Source organism: Flavobacterium sp. CSZ (assembly GCF_015350725.1).
In the GTDB taxonomy this organism is placed as follows: Bacteria; Bacteroidota; Bacteroidia; order Flavobacteriales; family Flavobacteriaceae; genus Flavobacterium.
On sequence record NZ_JADKPQ010000058.1, the window covers coordinates 1 to 1,344 of the forward strand.

1 protein-coding gene is annotated in these 1,344 nt (G+C 39.2%); it reads left to right on the forward strand.

Translation table 11 applies throughout. The annotated features are described in order from the left end of the window. On the forward strand, positions 1–1,344 hold a 1,344-nt coding region (locus tag IRZ78_RS25970), incomplete at both ends, for an amino acid adenylation domain-containing protein (RefSeq protein WP_194620489.1).

Genomic DNA, 1,344 nt, shown 5'->3' on the forward strand with positions numbered 1-1,344 from the left:
TGACCCATCGAAAAAGATTTCAGAGATTAATTATCTGAGTGACAAAGAAAAAACCGAGTTATTGGTAGATTTTAATCCTGCAGCAGTTTCTTATCCAAGAGACAAAACGGTTTTAGATTTGTTTGAAGAACAGTTGTCAAAAACACCCGATTCAGTTGCACTGGTTTACCAAGAATTGAGTTTTACCTACCAGGAACTTGAGGAGCGATCCAATCAGCTGGCAGATAGTTTACAAAAGGATTATGCAATTAAAAAAGGAGATCCGGTTGGGGTTTTATTAAGCCGTACAGAATGGGTTATGATCTCGATATTGGCAATCTTAAAAGCAGGTGGTGTTTATGTACCAATCGAACCGCAATTACCCAATAACAGAAAAGGTTTTGTTGTAGAGGATACCGGACTGAATTTATTGATAACAGAAACTTTTTATCTCTTTGATATTGATTTCTACAGTAAGGATGTTCTGGCTGTCGATGTAGAATTTGAACCTTTAAACTATAATAAAAATTTCAAAAGAGTAGACCTTGAGCTGCAGGATCTGGCCTACATCATTTACACTTCAGGCTCTACGGGGAATCCAAAAGGGGTTATGATCCAACATGAATCCTTGTTTAATTATCTTTTCTGGTCAAGATCGTGCTATTTGCAAAATGATTTGTCAAACACCAATTTTGGATTGTTTACCTCCTTGTCTTTTGACCTTACCATTACCAGTTTGTTTTTGCCCATAATAAGCGGAGGAAGCCTGAATGTTTTTAATTCGAGTGAAAATATATCGGATGTTTTACGAACCTATTTTGAAAGCGACATTTCATGTGTTAAACTAACTCCTGCGCACATTAGTGTGCTGGAAAGTCTGGGACTTACTTCTACCAAAGTACAGGTTGCCATTGTTGGCGGAGAAGCATTAGGAAACAATCACGTTGCTATTTTAAGACGTTTGAATCCGGCAATGAAAATCTATAACGAATACGGTCCTACAGAGGCCACTGTTGGGTGTATTGTCTATGAAATAAAAGCCGAAGAGGATCCTATCTTGATCGGTAGGCCTATATCCAATTTTGAGATCTACATTCTTGATGCTGCCCTGGAGCTTGTCGGGGTGGGAGTAATAGGAGAGATCTACATTTCGGGTCCAGGTCTCTCTGCAGGATATCTCAACAGGGCAGATCTAACGGCTGAGAAGTTTATCCATAATCCATTTAAGGCCGCAGAACGCATGTATAAAACAGGCGATTTGGCAAGATGGCTTTCTGATGGAAATATAGACTATAAAGGCAGAGAAGACGATCAGGTAAAAATTAAGGGATACCGAATCGAGCTGGGAGAAATAGAAGCGGTGAT